The sequence below is a fragment of the Duganella zoogloeoides genome, from assembly GCF_034479515.1.
Classification (GTDB): domain Bacteria; phylum Pseudomonadota; class Gammaproteobacteria; order Burkholderiales; family Burkholderiaceae_D; genus Rugamonas; species Rugamonas zoogloeoides.
The window spans coordinates 4,369,269-4,387,064 of sequence record NZ_CP140152.1; the positions used below are offsets into that span (position 1 = coordinate 4,369,269).

Sequence of the window (17,796 nt, forward strand, 5' to 3'; positions counted from 1 at the left end):
TTTCTCGTTTTACAGTTCGTAGTGCTCTTTATCGCCACTCATGGCTTGCTCCACCAGCTTGCGGTTGAGCGTGGGCGCCAGCAGTTCGATAAAGGTGTATATATAGCTGCGCAGGTAGGCGCCCTGCTTGACGGCCACGCGCGAAACGTTCATGCCAAACAGGTGTCCTACGGGAATCGCGCGCAGATTCTTGTCGCGCTCGGCGTCGAAGGCCATGCCCGCGATGATGCCGATGCCCATGCCCAACTCCACATAGGTCTTGATGACGTCGGCGTCTATCGCCTCGAGCAACACGTCGAGCTTCAGGCCCCGCAGCGCAAACGCGTGATCGATCTTGCTGCGGCCGGCAAAGGCGCCATCATAGGTGATGATCGGGTACGCTGCAATTTCTTCCAGCGTGACTTCCTTGTAACGCAACAGCGGATGGTCGGGCGCGACCACCAGCACATGCTCCCATTGATAACATGGCAATGTGATCAAGCCGTTAATACCGGCGATCGATTCGGTGGCAATCGCCAGGTCGGCCTGGTCGCGCTGGACCATCTCGGCGATCTGCTGCGGATTGCCTTGCAGTAAAGACAACCTCACCTTGGGGAACTTGACCATGAAGGCCTGCACCACCTTCGGCAAGGTGTAGCGAGCCTGGGTATGGGTAGTGGCGATGGTGAAGCTGCCGCTGTCCTGGGCCGCGTACTCCTTGCCGATGCGCTTGAGACTGTCGATTTCCTGCATAATCAGTTCCACCGACGACAGCACCAGCCGTCCCGGCTCGGTCAAACCACGGATGCGCTTGCCATGCCGGGTAAAAATGTCCACTCCCAACTCTTCTTCGAGCTCGATAATCGCCTTGGACACGCCGGGCTGCGAGGTAAACAGCGCCTTGGCGGCGTCGGTCAGGTTGTAGTTCTGGCGTACAGCTTCGCGCACGAAGCGCAGTTGGTGAAGGTTCATCTCGACCGATCTTTAATTAACGTTCATGCTTATACTCAATCCTTATATAAGCAAATAAAGACTAAGTCGTTTGGAATAAAGCTGAAGTTTATTACTATTGCAGCTACTTTGGGGATTCTAGTAAGCGACCAACCAGGAAGAATATGTATCAATACGACCAATACGACCATCTTATCGTGCGCGAACGCATTGCACAGTACCGCGACCAGGTACGTCGCCGCCTCGCCGATGAGCTGACCGAAGCCGAGTTCGTGCCGCTGCGCCTGCAAAACGGCTTGTACATGCAACGCCACGCCTACATGCTGCGCATCGCCGTGCCGTACGGCCTGCTGGCGTCGAAGCAGATGCGCATGTTCGCCCATATCGCCCGCAAGTACGACCGCGGCTATGGCCACTTCACCACGCGCCAGAACATCCAGTTCAACTGGGTGGAGCTCGAACAGACCCCGGACATCCTGACCGACCTGGCTTCGGTGGAAATGCACGCCATCCAGACCTCGGGCAACTGCATCCGCAACACCACGTCCGACCCGTACGCCGGCGTGGCCGCCGACGAGATCATCGATCCGCGTCCGTACGCCGAGGTGCTGCGCCAGTGGTCCACCTTCCACCCCGAGTTCATCGCCTTGCCGCGCAAGTTCAAGGTCGCCATCAACGGCGCCGTTGAAGACCGCGCCGCGATTGCCATCCATGACATCGGCCTGACCGTGGTGCGCAACGACGCCGGCGAGATCGGCTTCAAGTTCATGGCCGGCGGCGGCATGGGCCGCACGCCGATCATCGGCAGCGTGATCCGCGACTTCCTGCCATGGCAGCACCTGCTCACCTACACCGAAGCCGTGATGCGCGTGTACAACCAGTACGGCCGCCGCGACAACAAGTACAAGGCCCGCATCAAGATCCTGCTCAAAGCCATCGGCGCCGAAGAATTCGCACGCCAGGTCGAAGAAGAATGGGCCGATCTCAAGGACGGTCCCGAGACGCTGACTTTGGCAGAAATGCAGCGCATTATCGACTACTTCCAGCCGCCGGCGTATAAACAGCTCGACGACAGCGATGTCGTGGCCGCGCAAGCCGGTAACAAGGCGTTCGCCAACTGGGTCGCGCGCAACGTCAAGCCGCACAAGCAGCCCGGTTACGCGGCCGTGGTGCTGTCGCTGAAAAAACCTGGCGTGCCGCCGGGCGACGCCACCGCCGAGCAAATGGACTTCATGGCCGACCTGGCCGACCGCTACAGCTTCGGCGAACTGCGCGTGACCCACGAGCAGAACGTGGTGCTGGCCGATGTCGAACAGTCGCAATTGTACGCGCTGTGGCAGGAGGCCAAGGCGCACCAGCTGGCCACGCCGAATATCGGCCTGCTGACCGATATCATCTGCTGCCCGGGCGGCGACTTCTGCTCGCTGGCCAATGCCAAGTCGATCCCGATCGCCGCGTCGATCACCGAACGCTTCGAGAACATCGATTACCAGCACGATATCGGCGAGATCGAACTCAATATCTCGGGCTGCATCAACGCCTGCGGCCACCACCACGTCGGTTCGATCGGCGTGCTCGGTGTGGACAAGGACGGCAGCGAGTGGTACCAGGTCTCGATCGGCGGCGCGCAGGGCAACAACGCCGCCATCGGCAAGATCATCGGACCGTCGTTCTCCGCGCAGCAGATGCCGGAAGTGATCGACCGCCTGCTGCAGGTGTACCTGCGCGAGCGCTTCGAGGACGAGACTTTTGCCCAATGCGCACAGCGCCTGGGCGTGGCACCGTTCAAGCAATTTGTGTACGCCACGCCGATCGCCGAAAAAGGTGGTCGCCTGGTAGGAGAGGATGAATATGTCTGACGCTGTTAAAAATCTGATCATCAAGGGCCGCGAAGTGGTCGAAGACGGCTGGCAGGTCCTGCGCCTGGCCGAACCGGTGGAAGGCGCGCCGGCCATCGACCCGGCCACCGTCAGTGTCCCGGCAGGCCACATCATCGTGCCGCAGGCTGTATGGCTGGTGCAGCGCGAACTGCTGGCCGCGCGCGCCGCCGCTGGCGAGATCGGCGTCTGGATCGCCAGCGACGAACGTCCCGAAGCGCTCAAGGACGACCTGTCGCAGTTCGCCCTGGTGGCCGTGGACTTCCCCAAGTTTACTGATGGCCGTGGCTACTCGATCGCCTACAACCTGCGCTTGCGCCTGGGCTGGACCGGTGAGCTGCGCGCGATTGGCGACGTGCTGCGCGACCAGTTGTTCCAGATGAGCCGCGTGGGCTTTGACGCCTACGTGGTGCGCGCCGACCGCGACGTGCACGACGCGCTCAAGGGCCTGTCCGATTTCTCCGAGACGTACCAGGCGTCCGTGGACCAGAAAGTACCGCTGTTCCGCCGCCACGCGCGCCTGGCCGCCGGCGCTTGATCGGAACCGCCATGAGTGATCTGAGCAAGCTGATTGCCGACAGCAGCGCCACGCTGTCGCGCATCGCCAGCGATTTTTCCCCGGCCGTTTTTGCTTCGAGCCTGGCCGCCGAAGACATGGTGCTGACCGACCTGATACTGAAATCGAAACTCGATATCGGCATCTTCTCGCTTGAAACCGGGCGCCTGCATCCCGAAACGCTGGACATGCTGGACAAGGTCAAGGACCGGTACGACGGTTACGAGATCGCGCTGTACAAGCCGCAGCCCGCAGCGGTCGATGCCTACGTGGCGCAGAACGGCCTGAACGCCTTCTACGACAGTGTAGAGATGCGCCGCGAGTGCTGCCGTATTCGCAAGGTCGAACCGCTGGGCCGCGCCCTGGCCGGCAACAAGGCCTGGGTAACGGGACAACGCCGCGCGCAATCAACCACCCGCGCCGAGCTGCACGTGCAGGAAGACGATGCGGCGCATGGCATGGTCAAGTTCAATCCGCTGGCCGACTGGTCGGAGGAAGACGTGTGGAATTACATCCGCGCCAACGACGTGCCGTACAACGCGCTGCACGACCAGGGCTTTCCATCGATCGGCTGCGCACCGTGCACGCGCGCCGTGCAGCCAGGCGAGGATGTGCGCGCCGGCCGCTGGTGGTGGGAAAACCCGGACTCGAAGGAGTGCGGACTGCACATGGTGGACGGCAAACTGATACGCATTAAATCCGTGGCTGCCTGAGTTTCGGCCGCCGAACAAGAAAGAACTTATGAACGCATTAGCTGAAAACCACGCCGTGCACGTCAATGCGCGCCACCTCGACGCCCTGGAATCGGAAGCGATCCACATCATGCGCGAAGTAGCGGCCGAGTGCTCCAACCCTGCCCTGTTGTTCTCGGGTGGTAAAGACTCGGTGGTCCTGCTGCGCATCGCAGAAAAGGCTTTCCGCCCTGGCAAATTCCCGTTCCCGCTGGTGCATGTCGATACCGGCCATAACTTCCCGGAAGTGATCACCTTCCGCGACAAGCGCGTGGCCGAACTGGGCGAGCGCCTGATCGTCGGCTCGGTCGAAGAGTCGATCAGGAAGGGCACGGTGCGCCTGCGTAACCCGGCCACCGACTCGCGTAATGCCGCGCAAGCGGTCACGCTGCTGGAAACCATCGCCGAACACGGTTTCGACGCCTGCATCGGCGGCGCCCGCCGCGATGAAGAAAAGGCCCGCGCCAAGGAACGCATCTTTTCGTTCCGCGACGAATTCGGCCAGTGGGACCCGAAATCGCAGCGCCCCGAATTGTGGGACCTGTATAACACCCGCGTGCATCCGGGCGAGAACATGCGCGTGTTCCCGATCTCGAACTGGACCGAGCTCGATGTGTGGCAATACATCGCCCGCGAACAGCTGGAACTGCCGCCGATCTACTTCGCCCACGAGCGCCAGGTCATTCCGCGCAACGGTCTCTTGGTGCCGCTGACCGACCTGACGCCGCCGCGCGAAGGCGAAACCGTGGAAACGCAGGTGGTGCGCTTCCGCACCGTGGGCGATATCTCGTGCACCTGCCCGGTATCGTCGGACGCCTCGACGGTGGACGCCATCATCGCCGAGACGGCAGTGACGCAAGTAACCGAGCGCGGCGCCACCCGCATGGACGACCAGACTTCCGAAGCATCGATGGAAAAACGTAAAAAAGCAGGATACTTCTGATGAACGCACTGACTGACAACACTGTTCAAAATCTGTCGGAGCGCGGCCTGCTGCGCTTCATCACCGCCGGTTCCGTCGATGACGGCAAGAGCACCCTGATCGGCCGCCTGCTGTTCGACAGCAAGGGCATCTTCGCCGACCAGCTGGACGCCATGTCGCGCTCCAAGCACAAGCGCACCGTGGGCGACGCGGTCGACCTGTCGCTGCTGACCGACGGCCTGGAAGCCGAACGCGAACAGGGAATCACCATCGACGTGGCCTATCGCTACTTCGCCACGCCCAAGCGCAAGTTCATCATCGCCGACACCCCGGGCCACGAGCAGTACACGCGCAACATGGTGACCGGCGCTTCCACTGCCGATGCCGTGATCATCCTGGTCGATGTATCGAAAGTGAAGCTGCGCGAGGATGGCGGCGTCGATCTGCTGATCCAGACCAAGCGCCACTCGACCATCGCCCACCTGCTGCAGATCGAGCACGTGATCGTCGCCGTCAACAAGATGGACCTGGTGAACTACGACCAGGCGATCTACGACCGCATCGTCAAGGCTTACCAGGATTTTGCTGCCACGCTGGGCCTGAAGGACGTGACGCCGATTCCGCTGTCGGCGCTGACCGGCGACAACGTGGTCGATCGCAGCGACAAGCTGGCCTGGTACCAAGGCCCCACCCTGATCGAACTGCTCGAATCGCTGTCGGTGTATGACGAATCGCACGATGCGCCGTTCCGCTTCCCGGTGCAGCTGGTGGCGCGCCACAACGGCCACGAAGCCAACGACTTCCGCGGCTACATGGGCCGCATCGAAGCCGGCAAGGTGTCGGTCGGCGACAAGCTGGTAGTGCAGCCTTCGGGCCAGAGCGCCACCGTCAAGGATATCGTCACACTGGAAGGCTCGCACCAGTCGGCCGTGGTGGGCCAGTCGGTGACCCTGCTGCTGGAAGAATACCTGGACATCTCGCGCGGCGACCTGCTGGCCGGCGCCGACCAGCCAGCCACGCTGCTCAAGACCCTGAAGGCGGACGTGTGCTGGATGTCGGACGAGCCGCTGGACCAGCGCCGCAAGTACTGGATCAAGCACGGCACCAAGCAGACGTCGGCCAAGATCACGGCCATCGAGTCGCTGTTGGACATCAACACCCAGCAGCGCCACGATGCCGACGGGCTGAAGCTGAACGACATCGCGCGCATCGGTCTGACCGTGCAGCAGCCGCTGGCAGCCGACGCCTACGCCGACATCCGCGCCACCGGCGCCTTCATCCTGATCGATGAAGTGACCCACCAGACCGTGGCAGCAGGTATGATTCGTCTGGCGGATTGAGGGGAGCCTCGCAAAACCTACTGCGCGACCCGCTATCGCATCTCCGTTGCTCAGCGTACGCAAGTACGCTTCCGCTACTCAATGCGATAGCGAGCCGCTCGCTACGGTTTATCGAGGTCCCCTCAACCGCCTGCTGCGGCGCAGCCATTCAAGGAATTTATTGTTATGCCAACTCTCGGAAAAGTTTACCTGATCGGCGCCGGCCCCGGCGCCCAGGACCTCATGACACTGCGCGGTGCGCGCCTGCTGGCGCAAGCCGACGTGGTGCTGCACGATGCCCTGGTCACGGCCGAGATGCTGGAACTGTGCCCGCAAGCCGAAAAAATCCTGGTCGGCAAACGCTGCGGCCAGCTCTCCAGCGCCCAGCAGTTCATCAACAAGCAACTGGTCGATCATGCCCACAAGGCTGCCGTGGTAGTGCGCCTGAAGGGCGGCGACCCGATGCTGTTCGGCCGCGCCGATGAAGAACTGCGCGCGCTCGAGGAAGCCGGTATCGAGGTGGAGGTGGTCCCCGGCATCACTACCGCCCTGGCTGCCGCCGCCACCACCAAGCAGCCGCTGACCAAGCGCGGCGTCTCGCGCAGCGTAGCGTTCTTCACCTCGTCCACCGCACCGGACGAACGCGAGCAGGATGCGATCCCCGATTCCGACACCCTCGTGCAGTACATGGGCGGGCGCGAGGCGATTGCCACGGCGCAGCGCCTGCTCGATGGCGGTCGCCGCCCCGACACCCCGGTAGTCGTGATCGAAAACGTCAGTCGCGCCGACCAGCATATCCGCCGCATGACCATCGCTGCCATGGCCCACGGCCTGGGCGAAGCGCATGGCCCGGTGCTGGTGATGATCGGCGATGCCATGCAAACGCGTAGCCACCAGCAGCTTGAAAGCCGGATCAGCGACGCAATACAGCAGCAACTCCGCGCGTAACTTCCGCCAAATAGTAATAGAATATCCATTCTTACCAACAGTGTCAGAGGCAGCAATGGATAATGTTCACGACATCCTGGACCGTGCGTGGACCGCGCACTCGGCCGGCCAGTTCGACGCCGCGCTGCAGGACTACATCTGGTTATTCGATGCCACCTCCGAACGCGATTCGGACGTGGCGCCGCTGCGCCTGTCGTATGTGCTCAACGCCTGGGCCAAGCTGGCCGAGGAACACCTGCCCGCGCGCCAGGCCCTGGTCGCCCTGCGCGACCGCGACGCCGAACGGCTGCTCGCTGGCGCTGGCAGCGACGGCACCGATACTGGTGCCGACATCGATACCGACGCGAACCTGTTCAACGACGTCCGCGCCATCAACGACAAGCTCGGCGACGCCCAGCACACGTACCAGCTGTTCCAGCGCCTGCCAGCAAGCCTGGCCCGCGAATGCGCCAACTCGGCGCTGCCGTCGATGATGGCCTGCGGCGATTTCACCCTGGCCCACACCTACCTGCCGCATCCCGACGCCCACCTGGGTGACTATGCGGCCGAAGTGAACGCCCACGTGGCCACGCTCGATCTGCTCGGCGACGCCGGCATGTCCGAGCTGCTGGCCACCGTGTATAACTACATGACCGAAGTGCGGCTGATCCTGGAGCTGCTCGAAGGCTATGGCGACCATGCCGCCGCCGACCGGTTGCGCCAGCAAGCCGCCGCGCTGATCACCTCGGCCGAAGCGCGCGCCTGCATCGAGGCCGAATTCGCCCATCCCGGCACCACGCTCGACGCCATGGTCGAATTGCAGAACGCCGCACTCATTTAACGATACCCCAGTGAACCAGAACCATCTGCCCACCTTCCTTCTCGCCACCGTGTTGACCGCTGCCTGCGCCACGGCAGCCGCAGCGATCCCCACCTACGACTTCAAGATTGTCCACAGCTACCCGCACGACGCCCAGGCCTTCACCCAGGGCCTGCTGTATCGCGACGGTTTTCTGTACGAGAGCACGGGCCTGAACGGCAAGTCCACCATCCGCAAGGTGCAGCTGGAAACCGGCAAGGTGCTGCAAAGCCGCGACATTCCGCCGCAGTATTTCGGCGAGGGCATGACCGACTGGAACGACACGCTGGTGAGCATCACCTGGCGCTCGCAGACGGGCTTCGTGTTCGACCTGAAAACGTTCGAACCGAAGAACGAATTCGCCTACCCCGGCGAAGGCTGGGGCCTGGCGCAAAACGGCAAGGAACTGGTGCTCAGCGACGGCAGCAGCACGCTGCGCTTCCTCGACCCGAAAACCTTCCTCGAAGTGCGGCGCGTCAAAGTGACGGCCGACGGCATCGCGGTCGATCAGCTCAACGAACTGGAAGTAGTGGGCGATGAAATTTTCGCCAATATCTGGCAGACCAACACGATCGCCCGCATCGACCAGAAAACCGGCAAGATCACCGGCTGGATCGATCTCGGCAAGTTGTATGCGGAAGCGGGCAAGGGCCCGGCGGCCGACAATGTCCTCAACGGCATCGCGTACGACGCCGCCAAAAAGCGCCTGTTCGTGACCGGCAAGCTGTGGCCCAAGCTCTACGAAATCAAGCTGGTACCACGCCGTTAATACCAAGGCCGCTTCAGAGGGCGTTGACGCAGTAGTCGGTTAGCGCATTCAACACGGCCGGATCTTCCCCCGCCGCCCCTATCACCTTGAACGACAGCTGCGGATGATCGCTGCGCAGCTGCTCCACCATCAGCGGCAGGTCGCGCAGCACGTGGCCGCCCTGCCCTAAAAACACCGGCACCACCGTTACTTCCGCAATGCCTTGCGCGGCCATCTGCGCCACCATCTCGGGCAGGCGCGGTTCCATCAGTTCGAGGAAAGCCAGTTCCACCTGCGTCTCGGGCAGGCGCGCGCGCGTGAGGTCGCGCAGCCGTTCGAACGGCGCAGCCCAGGATGCAGCGCGGGCGCCGTGGGCAAATAAAATCAGGGCTTGCTTGGTCATCTAATGTCTTTCCACCCACCATAGCGCACCGAGCGCCAGGAACAGGTATATCAAGCTGGGGGCCAGCGCCGTCAGGAATGCGGGCCAGGTACTGAGCACGCCAAGGTGCGAGAACAAGGTATTCACCAGCAGGAAGCTCACGCCGATCATGATGCCGACGAAAATTTTCAGGCTCACGCCGCCGCTGCGGGTGTGCAGGTAGCCGAACGGCAGGGCCAGCGCCATCAGCACGAAAATCGCCAGCGGGTCGAACAGTTTTTTCCAGAACGCGATCTTGAAGCGCTCGGTCTCCTGGCGGTTTTCCTGCAGGTGGCGGGTATAAACCAGCAGTTCGTTGGCCGACATGCGATCCGGGTCGGCGCCGGACACCGCCAGGATGCGCGGCGTGATTTCCGAGATCAATCCCCTGGTGGCGCTATGGCGCGTTTCGATCAGGCTCGACTCCTGGCCGAAATTGTTTTCCAGGTTGGCGATCATGCCCGGTTTGAGCAGCGCCGGATTGGTGAAGATGTTTTCGGTGACGTCCGACAGCAGCCAGTTGTTGTTGCCCTGGAAGGTGCCGCGCTTGGCGGCGGTGATGGAACGCAGGCGGAAGCTGTTATCGAACTCATAGAGCTTAACGTCCACCAGCGAACCGTCGGGCCGCACTTCGCGCACATTGAAAAAGCGCGAACCGGTGACGGTGCCGGTCATGCCCTCGGACTTGACGATATCCTTGGTCCACAAGCCGGAGCGGAACTCGGACGAAATCGCCGCGCCGCGCGAATTGAGCTTGATCTTGTCGGCAATGGGCGCCGTACGGGGCGTGATCAGCTCACCGAAAATGAAGGTGATAATCACCAGCACGATGCCGATCTTGGCCAGCATCCACGCCACCATGCCGGTGGACATGGACGCCGCGCGCATGATGGTGAACTCGGACGTGGCCGCGAACTGCGCCATGATGTAGATGGTGCCGATCAGCGAGGCTACCGGCATCACCCGGTACACATAGCCGGGAATGCGCGCGGCCACGTACAGCAGCGCGTATTGCAGCGTGTAGCCGTTCTTGCCGACCGAGCGCAGTTCGCCGGTGAGGTCGAGAAAAGCCTGCAGCAGCAGGAAGGCCACCAGCACGAAGGCAACCGCCTGCAGGATCGAGACGGCGAAATAGCGTTGCAGGATTTTCATGGCGAGACAGCCTTGTTGTCGGCGCCATTGCGCGTGCGTTTCATCGCCGCCAGCATGGCCAGCGGATGGTAAGGATGGTTCAGGTTCAGGCGCCAGGCGAACATGGCCAGCACCACCAGCGCGGTGATCAGGTGCAGCGGCCACCAGCCCAGCGCGAACGATATCTTGCCGCCCTGGACCACGCCTTCCATCAGCTTGACCAGGTTGTTATACGAGAAGAAGATCAGCAGCGCGATGATCAGGTTGGCCGAACTGCCGGCGCGCGGATTGACAAAGCCCAGCGGAATGGCCAGCAGCACCAGCAGCAAACAGGTGAGCGGCGAGGCGATACGCGAGAGCAGTTCGGCGCGGCCGGAGTTGCTGGTATCGGCAAACAGCGCCATGGTCGGGATGGCGTCGGTGTCGCTGTCGGGATCGAGCTCCTGCGACTGGCTCGCCACGCGCATGCTGTAGCTCTCGAACTCCATGGTCTGGAAGTCGGACTGCCCCGGCACGCCCTGGTAGCGGCGGCCGTTCTTGAGCACCAGGTAGCGCTCACCCTTGGCGCCGGTGCTGATCACGCCTTCGCGCGCAACGATGACGGCGGTGCCGCGTTCATCGACGGTGTTGACGAACACGTTGTGCACGACCGAGGTGTCGCCGGCCACGCCTTCCACGAAGAAGATGCGGTTGGCCGACGACGATTCGCGGAACTGGCCGGGCGAGACTTTTTGCAGGTCTTCGCGCTTGGCGAAGCGTTCGACGTACTCGGAGCTTTTCTCCTTGGCCCAAGGCGCCGCCACCAGGCTCAGGGCGGCGGTGAGCAGCACCATCGGAATGCCGAAGGTGAGCACGGGCCAGATCCACCGCGTGAGGCTCAGGCCCGAGGCAAACCACACCACCATTTCGGAATCGCGATAGGTGCGCGTGACCACCATCAGCACCGAAATAAAACTGGTGAGGATGAGGATGGTGGGCAGATAATTGACGGTCGCGAACATGATCAGCGCCAGCACGTCGCCGGAATCGACCTTGCCGCCGGCGGCCTTGCCGAGGATGCCGATCAGGGTCCAGGTCACGCTGACGCTGAAGAGCACCGTGAAGGTGGTGCCGGCCGCAGCGGCCATTTCTCGTCGGAGGGCGCGTTGAAAAATCATTCGAAGTTTATAATTGGTGGTTATGGCTTGGGTAATAGCTCATTACAGGGCCAAAAAATTAAAAGTAACAGCCTGGCGAAACACCCAAGACAGGCTGGAAATTCGCACACGTCACGGAGAATCAAATGGACTTTAGCATAAAAGCATTCGACACAAAGAACACCATCGCCTCGGCAAAAACCGGGGTAGTGGCCGTCGCGGTCTTCGAGAACAAGAAGCTTTCGCAAGCGGCCAAGGCCCTCGATGGTTCCGGTGAAATCTCGGCTGCGCTCAAGTCCGGCGACATCACCGGCAAGGCCGGCACCACCCTGCTGCTGCGCGGCGTGCAAGGCGTGGCCGCCGAGCGCGTGCTGCTGGTGGGCCTGGGTAGTGAAGAAGCCGTGAGCGAGAAAAGCTTCGCCAGCGGCGTGTCGGCCGCCATCAAGGCCTTCGGCGCCCTGGGCGCGAGCGACGCTATTATCGCACTGCCGATGACCGAAGTGAAAGAGCGCGACGTCAATTGGGCGATCCGCTGCGTGGTGCAAACCGGTCACGAAGCCGTGTTCCGCACCGACGGCCAAAAGAGCAAGAAGGATCCGGCGCCTGCAGGCGTCAAGAAGGTCGCGCTGGCCGTGCCAGCCACCCCCGACACCAAGCTGGCACTGGCGCAGGCCGTGGCGATCGCCAACGGCATGGACCTGACCAAGGAACTGGGCAACCTGTCCGCCAATATCTGCACCCCTACCCATCTGGCCAACACCGCCAAGAAGCTGGGCAAGGACTACAAATTCGACGTCGAAGTCCTGGACCGCAAACAGCTCGAAGCGCTGAAGATGAACAGCTTCCTGTCGGTCACCAACGGCAGCGAGCAGCCGCCGAAGTTCATCATCATCAAGCACATGGGCGGCAAGGCCAAGGATGCGCCGGTGGTGCTGGTCGGTAAAGGCATCACCTTCGACACCGGCGGCATTTCGCTCAAAGCCGGTCCCGGCATGGACGAGATGAAGTACGACATGGGCGGCGCCGCTTCGGTGCTGGGCACCATGCGCGCCATCGGCGAGATGAACCTGAAACTCAACGTGATCGGCGTGATCGCCAGCTGCGAGAACATGCCGTCGGGCCGCGCCACCAAGCCGGGCGACATCGTCGCGTCGATGAACGGCCTGACCATCGAAATCCTCAACACCGACGCCGAAGGCCGCTTGGTCCTGTGCGACGCGTTGACCTACGCCGAGCGCTTCAACCCGGCCGTGGTGCTGGACGTGGCCACGCTCACCGGTGCCTGCATCGTGGCGCTGGGCCACCACAAGAGCGGCCTGTTCACCCGCGACGACGACGCCCACAATGCGCTGGCCGACGAGATCATGGCTGCCGGCAAAGCCGCGGGCGACACCGCGTGGCGCCTGCCGATCGGCGAAGAGTACAACGAGCAGCTGAAGTCCAACTTCGCCGACCTGGCCAACATCGGCACCCCGGGCGGCGCGTCTTGCACGGCAGCGGCGTTCCTCGAGAACTTCACCCGCAAGTACACCTGGGCGCACCTCGACATCGCCGGCACGGCCTGGAAATCGGGCGGTGCCAAGGGCGCCACCGGCCGTCCGGTGCCGCTGCTGTCGAACTTCCTGATCAATCGTACGACACGCGGCTAATCGGCGACGCACAGCAAAAAGGCAGACTTCGGTCTGCCTTTTTTACGTCAGTACAGCGTCACGCCCGGTGATGGCGGCGGCAATTCGTCGCGCTCTTCAGCGGGGCGCATGATGACCGTCAGCGTCGATGGAAAATCGTAACCGGCGCCGGTATTCTGGTCGATGAAGTAGCCGACGCCAGCCGTCAGGATCAGGTTGCCCCACAAGTTGCCATTGGGCCTGGGATCGACGCGCTCGTAGGCCCAGCCCGCGCCCTCCTTCTTGCAGTCGATGCGCAAAGGCGTCGAGCTCTTGCGCAAGGTGACGCGGCCCGGCGTGGTCACGAACCACTTGCCGGCGTCGTTGTACAGCACGCAGCCCACACCGCCGATCTGGCGATGGTCGAGCACGGTTTGCACCAGCACAGTTTGTTCGGTGGGTTCGCTCAGCGAAGCGCAGCCGGCACTGGACAGCACAGCCAGTGCAGATAGTGCATTGACGTACACGCGTGCAGGAGGACGGAAATACATGGTCGGTCTCGGTAATGGAGTCCGGGACAGTGTATCAAGACCAATGAAAATTGATTCTCTTAATCAAGAGGCGTAAAGCGTTGCACTTTGACGCCATCAACCTCGATCAGCTCGAAAAACACGGAGGCAGGACGGCACCAGATCGATCCATCCGCAGCGCGGTAGACGATCATGGTGCTCAAGTCCGCTTCCAGGGTAGCCTCGCACACCAGCTCGTAGAGGCCGCCCTTGTAATGCCGGTAACGCGTCATCGGTACGATCAGGCGTTCTGGGTAGCTGCCGACTTGGTGGCGACCGAAGCGCGCTCGCTGGCCTGCTCCTGCTGCTTTTTCTTCAAGTCGTTGACGACTTTCAGGATGTCGTCCATGCCCCCCTGGCCGCCCAGCGACGAGAATGCATCGAGCACCTCGTTGAGCACCTGGTTACGCACGGCAGCTTCGTCCTGGCTCACTGCCGGGCCGCGTTGCAGCGCCTCGGCAGCGCGCTTTTCGGCAGCAGCAGCTTCTTTTTGCGCAGCAGTCTTACGACCGCCGGGCAATTTGCCATGCTCCAACGCAGCTTGCCAGATCACCCAGCGACGTTGCGTTTCAAAAACCAGATACTCTTCCGGTTTATCTTCTCGACGGCGAACGATATGTCCGTCGCGTTGTGCCCATGCCTCAAATGCAGCTCGCATTTTTATTCCTTTGCAAATGCGCTACGCGCAATTCACTGTTAAAACTACAAGATATTTCCTTATAGTACCATTTATTGCACTGACCCAATAGCCAATATAAAGGAATATTGCTAAATTGAGGTTGCTTAGCGGCAACACTAGTTTTGACTTAATTTTGTAACAGTATATTTCTTATTTGCTATTTTGTCGCGCACCGTTGATTCAGTTTTGATAACTAAGAGACAAATTTGGCAATTTTTTTAGCATTTCACAATTTCTGCAACATTTTAGGCGCTGGGAACGAGATTGCGAAGTGTTATTCCATAATTTCTTAGAAAAATCGTCATGACTGCTGCTACTAAGACAACCTCATCTGTTAAATCCGATTGCGGTAAGATGCGCCACTGACCGCGCAACGCCGCGCCCACAATTCTTCAAGGACATTAACTAGTGATGAAATTAGCTACATGGAATGTTAACTCACTGAACGTAAGACTGCCGCACGTTATGGCATGGCTAGAGGCAAATCCAACAGATGTGCTCTGCATCCAGGAAACAAAATTAACTGACGACAAGTTTCCGTCCGCCCAGATTGAGGCGGCTGGCTACCACGTCGCCTACACCGGGCAAAAAACTTACAATGGTGTGGCTATTTTGTCAAAATTGCCTATCAACGATGTAGTCAAGAACAATCCGCATTTGGACGATCCGCAACAGCGGATTCTGGCGGCAACCATCGGCGGCATGCGGATTGTCTGCGCCTACGTCCCCAACGGCCAGAGCGTTGGCTCCGAGAAATATCAGTACAAGATGGGCTGGCTCGACGCCTTCCACCGCTGGATCGGCGAGGAAGCTGCGCAGCATCCGCAACTGGCAGTACTGGGCGACTACAACATCGCCCCCGAAGACCGCGACGTCCACGATCCGGCAGCGTGGGAAGGCCAAGTGCACGTGTCGGAACCGGAGCGCGCCGCCTTGCGCCGTTTGCTCGACATCGGCCTGGCCGATGCCTTCCGCCTGTTCGAGCAACCAGAAAAATCGTTCAGCTGGTGGGACTACCGCGGCCTGGGCTTCCGCCTCAATAAAGGTCTGCGTATCGATCACATCCTGCTGTCGCCGGCGCTGGCGCAGCGCTGCACCGCTTGCGTGATCGACCGTACCCCGCGCAAATGGGAGCAGCCGTCCGACCATACTCCGGTGATCGCCACCATCGAGTAACGCTTATGCCAGCGCCGCATCGAGGCGCGGCAGCAGCAACCGCACTTCGTGGTCCGGCGCCGGTTCCGAGAACAGGAAGCCCTGGGCGAACTGGCAGCCATGGCGCTGCAACAGCGCGTACTGGCTTTCGTTCTCCACCCCTTCCGCCACCACCGACAGCTGCAAGCTGCCCGACAGGGCGATGATGGCCGCCACGATGGCGCGGTCCTCGGCGCTGTTGGGCAAATCCTTGATGAACGCGCGGTCGATCTTGATCTTCTTGACCGGGAAACGCTTCAAATAGGCCAGGCTCGAGTAACCGGTGCCGAAATCGTCGATCGACAGGCGGATGCCCATGGCATTGATCTGTTCGAGGATTTCCTGGGTATGTTCGCCGTGCTGCATCAGCGCCGTCTCGGTAATCTCAAATTCCAGCAGTGCCGGATCGATGCCGGTTTCGTCGAGGATGCGCCGCACCGTCGCCACCAGGGCGCCATGCGTAAACTGGCGCGCCGACAGATTCACCGCCAGCGGAACCGGCTGCAAGCCCGCACGCAGCCATGCCATGCTTTGCTCGCACGCCTGGCGGATCACCCATTCGCCGATCGGCACGATCAGACCATTGTCCTCGATGATGGGAATGAAGCTGTCGGGCAGCACCAGGTCATGCTCGTCCCGGCGCCAGCGCAGCAGCACCTCCATCGCGTGCAGGCGGCGCGTGCCGATATCGATGATGGGCTGGAAGTGCAGCGAGAACTGGTCGCGCGCGAGCGCGTTGCGCAGGTTCGATTCGAGTTCGAAATACTGGGCCGCGGCCTGGTTCATCACCGGCTGGAAGTACTGGTAATTGTTCCTGCCGGTGGCCTTGGCGTGGTACATCGCGGTGTCCGCGTTGCGCATCAGCGTGGCGACATCGGCGCCATCGTCGGGATAGATGCAAATGCCGATCGATGGCGTGATGTGCAGCTGGCGCCCGTCGAGCGGGAAGCTCTCATCGAGCGCGGCGATGATCTGCTCGGCCACCGCGCTCGCTTCAACCGGGGCGGCGATGCCCGGCAACAGCACCACGAACTCGTCGCCGCCCAGGCGCGCCACGGTATCGCTACCGCGCACCGCGCAGCACAGGCGGTTGGCCACTTCCTTGAGCAGCTGGTCGCCGGTCATGTGGCCGAGCGAATCGTTGATGGTCTTGAAGCGATCGAGGTCGATAAACATCACGGCCAGTTGGCGCTGCGAGCGCTGGGCATTAAGCATGGCGCGGTCGAGCCGGTCCGACAACAGCGCGCGGTTGGGCAGGCCGGTCAGGCTGTCGTGGTACGCCATGTGATGCACGCGGGCCTCGGCCTGGCGGCGCTCGATGATCTCGCCCTGCAGCAGGGCGTTGGCGCCGGCCAGTTCGGCGGTGCGCTCGAGCACCCGCACTTCCAACTCGTCACGCGCGCGGCTCACCGCCTCGGCGGCCTCGCGCCGCGCGGTGATATCGTCCACCAGCCATACCGAGCGGCCACGCGGGTGGGCCAGATCGAATGGGCGGCCCGACAGGCGCGCCCAGAACACCGTGCCGTCGCGGCGTACCAGCTCGTACTCGGAAACGTTGATGCGGCCGGCCGTGAAGTCGCGCATGGTCTCGGCGCGCGCCGCCTGCCAGGCATCCTTGTCGGCATAGAAGGCCTGCACACTGAGGTTGTTCATGCCGCCCGGCGGATAGCCGAACAGTTCTTCCATCTTGGTATTGCAGTGCAGGTTGCGCCCTTCCTCCACCACCGAGATGCCGAGCACCGCACTGTCGAGGATGGCCTGGTTTTCCAGCAGCGCGTTGTGCAGCGCGCGCTGGTCGCGCCGCACGTCGCTGATGTCGTTGAAGACGATGGTCGCGCCCTGCACTTGCGCCCCGGCCGGCAGCGGTTTGACCCATGCCTGCACCGCAAAATAGTGGCCGCTGGCGGGCGTCAGGTAGGTATCCCAGCGCACGCCGGGCATGGCGCTTGCCAGCAGAGCCACGCTGGCCTCGCGCACGTGCAGCGTAAACAGCTGGTCCACGCCTGCGCCGCACGGATCTCGTCCGAGCAGGGTGACCAGTTCCGCGTTGGCAGCCATGACCGTGCCGTCCACGCCAAAAGCGCAGGCGGGGACGCCGATCAGCGCCAGCGCGCCGGCGACAAAATCCGTATTGGTCAACATAAGGCCCCTGAAAGATCGACAAACATGACAACTTATTATTGTTAGTTG

At 61.8% G+C, this 17,796-nt stretch carries 18 protein-coding genes; 10 read left to right on the plus strand and 8 right to left on the minus strand.

Annotated elements, in window-relative coordinates; genetic code table 11:
- Nucleotides 1-9: 9 nt before the first annotated feature.
- Nucleotides 10-951 (minus strand): CysB family HTH-type transcriptional regulator, encoded by a 942-nt coding sequence (locus SR858_RS19335; protein ID WP_019921913.1) that lies wholly within the window; start codon nucleotides 949-951, stop codon nucleotides 10-12.
- 143 nt (nucleotides 952-1,094) lie between these two features.
- Here SR858_RS19335 and SR858_RS19340 point away from each other — a divergent pair, with 143 nt between their 5' ends.
- The 8 genes from SR858_RS19340 to SR858_RS19375 all read left to right on the plus strand — a co-directional run bounded on the left by SR858_RS19340 (nucleotide 1,095) and on the right by SR858_RS19375 (nucleotide 8,890).
- Entirely contained in the window at nucleotides 1,095-2,789 is a 1,695-nt protein-coding gene (locus SR858_RS19340; RefSeq protein ID WP_019921912.1) for a nitrite/sulfite reductase, read from the plus strand.
- A complete protein-coding gene (locus SR858_RS19345; protein ID WP_019921911.1) occupies nucleotides 2,782-3,345 on the plus strand; it encodes a DUF934 domain-containing protein in 564 nt (187 codons plus the stop codon). The genes SR858_RS19340 and SR858_RS19345 overlap by 8 nt, the downstream gene beginning before the upstream one ends.
- Before the next feature lie 11 nt (nucleotides 3,346-3,356).
- A complete protein-coding gene (locus SR858_RS19350; protein ID WP_019921910.1) occupies nucleotides 3,357-4,076 on the plus strand; it encodes a phosphoadenylyl-sulfate reductase in 720 nt (239 codons plus the stop codon).
- 28 nt (nucleotides 4,077-4,104) lie between these two features.
- Nucleotides 4,105-5,037 carry a sulfate adenylyltransferase subunit CysD gene (cysD, locus tag SR858_RS19355; RefSeq protein WP_019921909.1) on the plus strand — a complete coding sequence of 311 codons (933 nt, stop codon included), beginning with the start codon at nucleotides 4,105-4,107 and terminating at the stop codon, nucleotides 5,035-5,037.
- Entirely contained in the window at nucleotides 5,037-6,356 is a 1,320-nt protein-coding gene (locus SR858_RS19360; protein WP_019921908.1) for a sulfate adenylyltransferase subunit 1, read from the plus strand. Before cysD ends, SR858_RS19360 begins: the two co-directional genes overlap by 1 nt.
- 165 nt (nucleotides 6,357-6,521) lie before the next feature.
- Nucleotides 6,522-7,283: a uroporphyrinogen-III C-methyltransferase gene (gene cobA, locus SR858_RS19365; protein ID WP_019921907.1), complete on the plus strand. Its 762-nt coding sequence runs from the start codon at nucleotides 6,522-6,524 to the stop codon at nucleotides 7,281-7,283.
- Nucleotides 7,284-7,338: 55 nt separating this feature from the next.
- Entirely contained in the window at nucleotides 7,339-8,103 is a 765-nt protein-coding gene (locus SR858_RS19370; RefSeq protein ID WP_019921906.1) for a hypothetical protein, read from the plus strand.
- 10 nt (nucleotides 8,104-8,113) lie between these two features.
- A complete protein-coding gene (locus SR858_RS19375; protein ID WP_019921905.1) occupies nucleotides 8,114-8,890 on the plus strand; it encodes a glutaminyl-peptide cyclotransferase in 777 nt (258 codons plus the stop codon).
- Between the two features lie 13 nt (nucleotides 8,891-8,903).
- Here the strand turns inward: SR858_RS19375 and SR858_RS19380 are convergent, their stop codons facing one another.
- Genes SR858_RS19380 through lptF form a run of 3 tightly spaced genes read right to left on the minus strand, consistent with a single transcriptional unit; the run spans nucleotide 8,904 to nucleotide 11,578 of the window.
- Nucleotides 8,904-9,272 (minus strand): sirohydrochlorin chelatase, encoded by a 369-nt coding sequence (locus tag SR858_RS19380; protein ID WP_019921904.1) that lies wholly within the window; start codon nucleotides 9,270-9,272, stop codon nucleotides 8,904-8,906.
- Entirely contained in the window at nucleotides 9,273-10,442 is a 1,170-nt protein-coding gene (gene lptG / locus SR858_RS19385; RefSeq protein WP_019921903.1) for an LPS export ABC transporter permease LptG, read from the minus strand. It lies immediately after the preceding gene.
- The gene (lptF, locus tag SR858_RS19390) at nucleotides 10,439-11,578 is read right to left on the minus strand and encodes an LPS export ABC transporter permease LptF (protein ID WP_026637299.1); all 1,140 of its coding nucleotides are present in this window, start codon (nucleotides 11,576-11,578) and stop codon (nucleotides 10,439-10,441) included. Before lptF ends, lptG begins: the two co-directional genes overlap by 4 nt.
- Before the next feature lie 125 nt (nucleotides 11,579-11,703).
- On the opposite strand from lptF, the gene SR858_RS19395 reads away from it, so the two are divergent.
- Nucleotides 11,704-13,206: a leucyl aminopeptidase gene (locus SR858_RS19395; protein ID WP_019921901.1), complete on the plus strand. Its 1,503-nt coding sequence runs from the start codon at nucleotides 11,704-11,706 to the stop codon at nucleotides 13,204-13,206.
- Nucleotides 13,207-13,253: 47 nt separating this feature from the next.
- Here the strand turns inward: SR858_RS19395 and SR858_RS19400 are convergent, their stop codons facing one another.
- From SR858_RS19400 to SR858_RS19410, 3 genes are read right to left on the minus strand one after another with little or no spacing between them, the layout of a single operon-like run.
- Entirely contained in the window at nucleotides 13,254-13,715 is a 462-nt protein-coding gene (locus SR858_RS19400) for a hypothetical protein (RefSeq protein WP_154819932.1), read from the minus strand.
- Nucleotides 13,716-13,774: 59 nt separating this feature from the next.
- Nucleotides 13,775-13,966, minus strand: a complete 192-nt coding sequence (locus tag SR858_RS19405) for a DUF1653 domain-containing protein (protein ID WP_019921899.1) — start codon at nucleotides 13,964-13,966, stop codon at nucleotides 13,775-13,777.
- A gap of 8 nt (nucleotides 13,967-13,974) precedes the next feature.
- The gene (locus SR858_RS19410) at nucleotides 13,975-14,253 is read right to left on the minus strand and encodes a hypothetical protein (protein WP_322533775.1); all 279 of its coding nucleotides are present in this window, start codon (nucleotides 14,251-14,253) and stop codon (nucleotides 13,975-13,977) included.
- A 570-nt stretch (nucleotides 14,254-14,823) separates the two neighbouring features.
- Between SR858_RS19410 and xth the strand changes: the two genes are divergently transcribed.
- Nucleotides 14,824-15,588 carry an exodeoxyribonuclease III gene (gene xth / locus SR858_RS19415; protein ID WP_026637296.1) on the plus strand — a complete coding sequence of 255 codons (765 nt, stop codon included), beginning with the start codon at nucleotides 14,824-14,826 and terminating at the stop codon, nucleotides 15,586-15,588.
- Nucleotides 15,589-15,591: 3 nt separating this feature from the next.
- Here the strand turns inward: xth and SR858_RS19420 are convergent, their stop codons facing one another.
- Entirely contained in the window at nucleotides 15,592-17,748 is a 2,157-nt protein-coding gene (locus tag SR858_RS19420) for a putative bifunctional diguanylate cyclase/phosphodiesterase (RefSeq protein ID WP_019921896.1), read from the minus strand.
- Between the last annotated feature and the right edge of the window lie 48 nt (nucleotides 17,749-17,796).

What these genes read in the sequence shown, in the direction of transcription:
- SR858_RS19335 (WP_019921913.1), bottom strand. Translation starts at nt 951, where the DNA reads ATGAACCTTCACCAACTGCGCTTCGTGCGCGAAGCTGTACGCCAGAAC.
- SR858_RS19340 (WP_019921912.1), top strand. Translation starts at nt 1,095, where the DNA reads ATGTATCAATACGACCAATACGACCATCTTATCGTGCGCGAACGCATT.
- SR858_RS19345 (WP_019921911.1), top strand. Translation starts at nt 2,782, where the DNA reads ATGTCTGACGCTGTTAAAAATCTGATCATCAAGGGCCGCGAAGTGGTC.
- SR858_RS19350 (WP_019921910.1), top strand. Translation starts at nt 3,357, where the DNA reads ATGAGTGATCTGAGCAAGCTGATTGCCGACAGCAGCGCCACGCTGTCG.
- cysD (WP_019921909.1), top strand. Translation starts at nt 4,105, where the DNA reads ATGAACGCATTAGCTGAAAACCACGCCGTGCACGTCAATGCGCGCCAC.
- SR858_RS19360 (WP_019921908.1), top strand. Translation starts at nt 5,037, where the DNA reads ATGAACGCACTGACTGACAACACTGTTCAAAATCTGTCGGAGCGCGGC.
- cobA (WP_019921907.1), top strand. Translation starts at nt 6,522, where the DNA reads ATGCCAACTCTCGGAAAAGTTTACCTGATCGGCGCCGGCCCCGGCGCC.
- SR858_RS19370 (WP_019921906.1), top strand. Translation starts at nt 7,339, where the DNA reads ATGGATAATGTTCACGACATCCTGGACCGTGCGTGGACCGCGCACTCG.
- SR858_RS19380 (WP_019921904.1), bottom strand. Translation starts at nt 9,272, where the DNA reads ATGACCAAGCAAGCCCTGATTTTATTTGCCCACGGCGCCCGCGCTGCA.
- lptG (WP_019921903.1), bottom strand. Translation starts at nt 10,442, where the DNA reads ATGAAAATCCTGCAACGCTATTTCGCCGTCTCGATCCTGCAGGCGGTT.
- lptF (WP_026637299.1), bottom strand. Translation starts at nt 11,578, where the DNA reads ATGATTTTTCAACGCGCCCTCCGACGAGAAATGGCCGCTGCGGCCGGC.
- SR858_RS19395 (WP_019921901.1), top strand. Translation starts at nt 11,704, where the DNA reads ATGGACTTTAGCATAAAAGCATTCGACACAAAGAACACCATCGCCTCG.
- SR858_RS19400 (WP_154819932.1), bottom strand. Translation starts at nt 13,715, where the DNA reads ATGTATTTCCGTCCTCCTGCACGCGTGTACGTCAATGCACTATCTGCA.
- SR858_RS19405 (WP_019921899.1), bottom strand. Translation starts at nt 13,966, where the DNA reads ATGACGCGTTACCGGCATTACAAGGGCGGCCTCTACGAGCTGGTGTGC.
- xth (WP_026637296.1), top strand. Translation starts at nt 14,824, where the DNA reads ATGAAATTAGCTACATGGAATGTTAACTCACTGAACGTAAGACTGCCG.
- SR858_RS19420 (WP_019921896.1), bottom strand. Translation starts at nt 17,748, where the DNA reads ATGTTGACCAATACGGATTTTGTCGCCGGCGCGCTGGCGCTGATCGGC.